The following is a 1,687-nucleotide window of genomic DNA, read 5'->3' as shown; positions in this document are numbered from 1 at the left end:
CAACCACAACAGCAGTTGCTGGGTTCGCGTCGCTTTACCATGGGCAGGCAATCAACTAGGGCAACAAGCTATTCCCCGCATCGGACAAGAAGTCATCATCGATTTCATCGGCGGCGACCCTGACAGACCGATTTGCAGCGGCAGCGTCCACAACCAATTCAACATGCCGCCATGGCAGTTGCCGAGCCAACAAGCCTTAATGGGCATACGCAGCAGAGAACTCACTGACCAAGGCGGTGGCAACAGCGCTACAGGGCGCAGCAACCACCTCATTCTCGACGATACCCATGACCAAATTCAGGCACAACTCAAGAGTGACCATGACTACAGCCAACTGAGTCTGGGTTTCATCACGCGTATTGAAAACAAGCAAGGTCGCAAAGACCCACGCGGTCAAGGGTTTGAACTCAGAACGGATGGACACGGCGCCATTCGTGCCAAAGACGGTCTACTCATCACGACCGAAGCCAGAGACAAGGCACAAGGCCACATCACGAGCTTAGAAGAAACCGCCCAGCGCCTGCAACAAGCCCAGAGCCAACACAGCACCTTAGCTGAGGCCGCACAACAGGCCGGGGCGCAAGAACAAAGTGACCAGTCGGACGTTGCCAAAGAAATCAAACAAAAAAATAACGATATCAAGGGCACAGACAACACCAACGCAGACAAAGGCCAATTCCCAGAATTAGCCAAGCCGCATATCGTTATCGCAAGTCCAACAGGCATCGCCACGACCACGCCCGGCAACACACAACAACACAGCGGTCAGCATCATGCGATCACCGCCGAAGAACACATCAGCTTATCGAGCGGTAAGAGCCTGCTTGCCAGTACGCGCGAAGCAATTCGGCTATTTGCCTATAAAGCGGGGATGAAATTGATTGCCGCCAATGCCGACATTGAAATTCAGGCCTTAAAAAACAGCATCAATCTCATCGCTAAACTCAACATCAGCCACAACGCCGAGTCGATACAGATCAACGCGACAAAGGCCGTCATTATCAATGGCGGCGGCAGTTACACCAAATGGAGTGATCAGGGGATTGAACAAGGTACCAACGGCACATGGATGCTCCACGCGGCGACCCATAGTTTTCAAGATGGAAAAAAGATGGGCATAGATATTCAAGGATTGCCTCATGTCGATGAATACGATGAGAAATTTGCCTTTCATTTGCCTTGTGGCACACCAATTGTGGGACAAAGTTATCACGCCAAATCTTCCATCGGTGAGCACGCAAGTAAGACAACATCCGGCGGTGCTACACCAAGCATTTATACCTCATCACCGCAGCCATTACAGGTCGCCCCAGTGTGGCATGCGTTTAACTCACCTGAGCCGATGACGAGACCAGGATCGAGCAATACAAGTAACAACAAGGGAGATAACAATGCCGGTTAATACAACCCAAGGGATGACCAATAACACGCCCAACAGTTGCGTAAAGATAGATTGCGATTGTCAGCACGTATGGTCCTTAGCACAAGAATTTGCCTTTAAACGTTTATCAGCTAAATCGCCTGTGCTCAACAAAACCAACATGTTGCTGTATCAATATAACGTTCGTGCCCGACGCATCAGTGCCACCTACGCGAGGTTTTATTTAGAGACCGAAGAACATGGTAATCCGGCTAAAAAAGGACGCTACTACTGGGCAGCATTAGCAGCATTCGCCAGTAAGACAGT

The 1,687-nt window shown here is 50.6% G+C and carries 2 protein-coding genes; both read left to right on the top strand.

The features are described 5' to 3' along the window. The coding region (locus ACO0KY_RS19595) for a DUF2345 domain-containing protein (RefSeq protein ID WP_423048908.1) at nucleotides 1-1,402 on the top strand (1,402 nt) is incomplete at its 5' end. Beyond that, a partial coding sequence (locus tag ACO0KY_RS19590) for a DUF2515 family protein (RefSeq protein ID WP_423048906.1) occupies nucleotides 1,392-1,687 on the top strand: 296 nt, incomplete at its 3' end. The genes ACO0KY_RS19595 and ACO0KY_RS19590, both read left to right, overlap by 11 nt.

It is taken from the genome of Undibacterium sp. Dicai25W (assembly GCF_049340505.1).
GTDB classification, from domain to species: Bacteria; Pseudomonadota; Gammaproteobacteria; order Burkholderiales; family Burkholderiaceae_D; genus Undibacterium; species Undibacterium jejuense.
The sequence above is the reverse complement of the archived record's forward strand: the minus strand, read 5'-3'. Positions and strand labels throughout refer to the sequence as shown.